The organism is Candidatus Cyanaurora vandensis, from assembly GCF_013285555.1.
Taxonomy (GTDB): domain Bacteria; phylum Cyanobacteriota; class Cyanobacteriia; order Gloeobacterales; family Anthocerotibacteraceae; genus Cyanaurora; species Cyanaurora vandensis.
The window spans coordinates 1-4,243 of record NZ_JAAXLT010000005.1; the positions used below are offsets into that span (position 1 = coordinate 1).

6 protein-coding genes are annotated in these 4,243 nt (G+C 57.6%); 4 read left to right on the top strand and 2 right to left on the bottom strand.

Annotated elements, in window-relative coordinates; all coding sequences use genetic code 11:
• From HFM78_RS00295 to HFM78_RS00310, 4 genes are all read left to right on the top strand, one after another.
• Nucleotides 1–238 (top strand): DUF2555 domain-containing protein (locus HFM78_RS00295; RefSeq protein ID WP_287127416.1); only part of this gene is annotated, 238 nt, incomplete at its 5' end.
• A gap of 55 nt (nucleotides 239–293) precedes the next feature.
• A complete protein-coding gene (locus tag HFM78_RS00300; RefSeq protein ID WP_287127417.1) occupies nucleotides 294–1,466 on the top strand; it encodes an acyl-CoA dehydrogenase family protein in 1,173 nt (390 codons plus the stop codon).
• Complete coding sequence (locus HFM78_RS00305; protein WP_287127418.1) at nucleotides 1,459–2,217, top strand: PIG-L deacetylase family protein; 759 nt, start codon at nucleotides 1,459–1,461, stop codon at nucleotides 2,215–2,217. The genes HFM78_RS00300 and HFM78_RS00305 overlap by 8 nt, the downstream gene beginning before the upstream one ends.
• Nucleotides 2,186–2,767: a class I SAM-dependent methyltransferase gene (locus HFM78_RS00310; RefSeq protein WP_287127419.1), complete on the top strand. Its 582-nt coding sequence runs from the start codon at nucleotides 2,186–2,188 to the stop codon at nucleotides 2,765–2,767. Before HFM78_RS00305 ends, HFM78_RS00310 begins: the two co-directional genes overlap by 32 nt.
• Here HFM78_RS00310 and HFM78_RS00315 read toward each other — a convergent pair.
• Nucleotides 2,651–3,892 carry a glycosyltransferase gene (locus HFM78_RS00315; RefSeq protein ID WP_287127420.1) on the bottom strand — a complete coding sequence of 414 codons (1,242 nt, stop codon included), beginning with the start codon at nucleotides 3,890–3,892 and terminating at the stop codon, nucleotides 2,651–2,653. The two genes, HFM78_RS00310 and HFM78_RS00315, sit on opposite strands and share 117 nt — an antisense overlap.
• Before the next feature lie 126 nt (nucleotides 3,893–4,018).
• Complete coding sequence (locus tag HFM78_RS00320; protein WP_396033327.1) at nucleotides 4,019–4,234, bottom strand: hypothetical protein; 216 nt, start codon at nucleotides 4,232–4,234, stop codon at nucleotides 4,019–4,021.
• Nucleotides 4,235–4,243: the final 9 nt, after the last annotated feature.

Consider the following 4,243-nt stretch of genomic DNA (forward strand, 5'->3'; position numbering starts at 1 on the left):
CCCGCCACTCCGCCTGCCACTACCAAATAAAACCATGCCACTTACCTCTGCGAAACCTTTGACTGACTGGACCGAACAAGATGCTGCCCTGCTCGCTGAACGCCTTGAGCGCGATGAGTACACCGAGATCGAGACGGCCTTAGCGGACTGGAAGCTACTCAAAGCTCTCCAGTACTCCCGTCCTGAACTGGTTTTGCCCTACAGTCATCTCCTCGAATTGGAACCCGACGAGGACTGAAATCCGCCCTGAGAAAGACCCCAGTCCGTGCCAACTTGCCGGATGATGCTTGACTATGTTCTCTTTTACTTTTAGCCCAGCTATCCGAGACTTCGACCAAGTGACAGCGGCCCATAGTGTGGCCTTGACCCAAGCTCAGCAAATAGCCGATTTCTGCGCCCTCAACGCGGCGCAGCTAGACCAAACTGGGGATTTCCCGGTAGTAGAGTTTCGGATGTTGGCTGAGGCAGGTTTGTTGGCGGCTCCCCTCAGTCAGGATTGGGGCGGGCTGGGGTTAGGGAGTGGGGCCGACGGGCTGCTGACCTTGCTGGAATTACTCTGTCATCTCGGGCGCGGCAACTTATCCGTGGGTCGGGTCTATGAAGGCCATGTCAATGCCCTGCTATTGATTCAAACCTTTGGCACCCTTGAGCAACAACTGCGCTACAGCCGTTTGGTTCACGAGCAGCATCTGTTTGGGGTCTGGAATACTGAAGATGCGGACGGGGTAAAGTTAATTCCCCTGCCGAATGGTCGCTATCGCTTACTGGGGGCCAAGACCTTTGCTTCGGGGGCGGGTCAGGTAACTCGACCTTTAATCAACGGGGCCTTACCCGATGGCGGCTGGCAGATGTGCGTGGTGCCCCTAGATGAAGTCCAAGCCCGGATTGACCCTTCCTGGTGGCAACCCCTGGGGATGCGGGCCTCGACCAGCTACCGAATTGACTTCAGTGGGATTGAGCTTGAAAGTGAGGACCTGATTGGGGCACCCGGCGACTACTGGCGGCAACCCTGGCTGACGGGCGGGGTGGTCCGGTTTGCAGCAGTGCAGTTGGGCGGGGCAGAGGCCCTGTTTGCGGCAGTTCGTACCCACTTGCAGGAGCGCGGTTGGACGGAGGACCCCTATCAATGTACCCGGGTAGGACAGATGGGGATTGCCTTGGCGAGTTGCCGACTTTGGCTAGCAGGTTGTGCCCAATTCCTCCAGACCCCGACCCAGACTGCTACTTTGGTGGCCTATGCCAATATGGTCCGCACCGCTGTCGAATCGCACTGTCTGGAAGTTTTAACCTTAGCGGAGCGTGCCGTAGGCGCGCGGGGCCTACTCAAACCCCACCCCCTTGAGCGCATCGGGCGTGATTTGACCCTCTATCTACGCCAACCCGCTCCCGATGCCGCCCTAGCTCAGGTGGGCCATCACCTCTTGAGCCAGACCACCCCGATTTATGCCCAGTGGGACCATGTTTGAACGGGTCCTAGCCCACGCGCCCGTCTACCCCAGTGCGAGTGTGGCAACGTTCGGGCCGACGCTAGTCGTTGCACCCCATCCCGATGATGAATCCCTCGGCTGTGGCGGGGCTTTGAGTTTATTAAAGGGGATGTCGGTGCGAGTCCTTATAGTCAGTGATGGGACGGCTTCTCACCCCGGTTCCTTGCGCTACCCACCTGCTAAGTTACGGGCTTTACGTGAAACTGAGGCCCAAGCGGCCCTAGCGGTTCTCGGGGTTGCCGCTTATCAGATCACTTTTTTGGGGTTAAAAGATGGGACCCTACCGCATCCAGGGGACCCTGGTTTTGCTCAGGCTGTCGAATGCTGTGAGAATGCTTTAGCGGATTTTGTGCCCACCACGGTTTTGCTACCCTGGCGACGAGACCCCCATCCAGATCATCGGGCGGTTTGGACGATGATGACTTCGGCTCTGGGTGCCCTTGGGTCAACCCCGCGTCTATTGGAATATCCGGTCTGGATGTGGGACCAAGCGACGAATGACCATTTACCCCGCGTCGGGGAGGTTACAGCCTGGAAGCTAGATATTAGCTCGGTCCTCAGCCGCAAACTCGCCGCCATCGCGGCCCACCGCTCCCAGACCACGGACCTAATTGACGATGACCCCACTGGTTTCCGGTTGACCCCGGCGACCTTGGCTCATTTTGCCCAGCCCTGGGAATGCTATCTGGAGTCCTGTGATGCGTCCTTCCTTGCCCCCGAGTTACTTTGATGCCCTTTATCAAGCTCAGCCTGACCCCTGGAGCTTTGAGACGAGTCCCTACGAACAGGCGAAATACAGCGCGACTCTCGCTGCCCTACCTAAAGCGCAGTACCGTTCGGCCTTTGAGATTGGTTGCTCCATTGGCGTGTTGACGGAGCGATTGGCCCAGCGTTGCGAAAGACTGCTCGCTGTGGATGTGGCAGAACGGGCCTTGGGGAGGGCTAGGGAGCGTTGCTGCCATCTGCCTCATGTCCAGTGCGAGTTACGGCGGGTACCCGAGGAATTCCCCACCGAAACTTTTGATCTCGTGCTGGTTTCTGAAGTGGGCTACTACTGGTCCTGGACAGACTTAGCCCGTGCCCAAACCTGTATCCTGCAACAGTTGGAGCCGGGAGGCCATCTGCTGTTAATCCATTGGGTCCATTTCGCCGTGGATTACCCTCTAAATGCTGATGAGGTCCACGAGAGTTTCTTGGGGTTGGCGCAGGGCCTGCAGCATTTGGGGGGACGGCGCGAGCCTGACTATCGGTTGGACCTCTTTGAGCGGGTTATGCCGTAGCTCAGCGAGGCGAGTCCGTAGTAGCTCGATGGCAGTTTCCACAGGCAGCCGAGAACCCGTGGGTTGTGAGACGGTTTGCAGGAATAAACCGCAGGATGGAGAACTCGTTAGAGTAGCTTTGAGCCAAGTCCGGTCTACGCCGAGGACTTGGGCTAGGTCATTGAGTTCCCGGTCGGGTCCATGCTGGTGCCAAAAGGTACGCAAACGACGACGCAGGACTAACCGTTGCTCAATCGTGACGGGAGATTCAACTAAATAGGGCTGTTGGGCTTGGCCTAGCTCCGACCAAGTTTCTAGTTGCGCGGCTAATCCATTCTCCGTCCGCCCGAGCCGGCGGGCTGAGGTCGTCGCCCGGACTCGGGGACTGTGGCGGAAGCGGGCATCCACTCGTTGTAGGGCTTGGTAAAGAGCCACATCCTCTGGGGTCCGCACACTAGGTAGCCCTCCGACCTTCCCATAAATTTGAGTGGTCACGGCGAGACTAGCCCCGAAGTGCTGGTAATGACGGGGCCAGGGGTCCGCTGGGTCTGGGTCGAGGTAGGTCTCTAGTTCACTGACTAAATACTGATAGGCGACATCCCGCAAATGGAAACCACGGGCACGGGGACTGAGGGCTAACCGTCCACAGCGGTCAGTCTGGACCCGGCCCCCCACGCCATCCGCCCCAGCCTCAACCTCAGCTAAGGTCATCGCCAGCCAGTCCGGGGCAACCAGAGTGTCGGCATCGGTCGAACAAATCACGCCCTGAGGACGGCCTAGAGTCATCAGACGGCGATAGGCTTCATCCATCAATAGTTGGCGGGCGCGTCCCACATGGGCTTCAGCAGGCGGCAGGACCCGTTCGATTATGTGCAATGAAAACCCCGGTAACTGCTGAGCAAATATCCGGGCTAGGTGGGCCGTCTGGTCGCGGCAATTGTTGGCAAGAAGGATGACCTCGTACTGCTCCCAGGCCAAGGGTCTACCCAGTCGGTTCACCTGCTGAGCCAAGGCACCCAGCGTAGCTTGGATGAATTGCGCTTCATCACGGGCGGGGACAATAATGCAGGCACGGCAGGAGGCTCGGGGCGGGGTAAAGACAAGAGGAGCATCCCTGACTAAACGCCCAAGTACAGTTGATAGCATTACCTCTCAGCAATCTACAAACGCTTTCTAATATAACGACAGAGCCGAGTATGGAAAGTGCCCCTAGGAGAGTAGCCGCAATGGTGAATTTCATCTACTTCTATCAAATCTGCTGGAGTAGCGGTTTCACAGGCCGAATAGTTGCTCAATTTCAGCACTACCCACGCGGTTAAAGTCAGTCGGAACAACAACCTGCCCGGTCAAGAAGCCGCGCCGTTTCATTTGTGAAGGCTCCAAGACATTCAACGCGATGACCTTGACCGGGAAATTGGGATACAAGCCCCGTCGTTCACGACGGCTTTGATTCGAGAGTCTAACAAGCTCCCTCAGCACATCGTTCAAACTCCTCTC

Bases quoted from the DNA above. Each gene is read 5' to 3' on its own strand.
- HFM78_RS00300 (WP_287127417.1), top strand. From the start codon at position 294: ATGTTCTCTTTTACTTTTAGCCCAGCTATCCGAGACTTCGACCAAGTG.
- HFM78_RS00305 (WP_287127418.1), top strand. From the start codon at position 1,459: ATGTTTGAACGGGTCCTAGCCCACGCGCCCGTCTACCCCAGTGCGAGT.
- HFM78_RS00310 (WP_287127419.1), top strand. From the start codon at position 2,186: ATGCGTCCTTCCTTGCCCCCGAGTTACTTTGATGCCCTTTATCAAGCT.
- HFM78_RS00315 (WP_287127420.1), bottom strand. From the start codon at position 3,892: ATGCTATCAACTGTACTTGGGCGTTTAGTCAGGGATGCTCCTCTTGTC.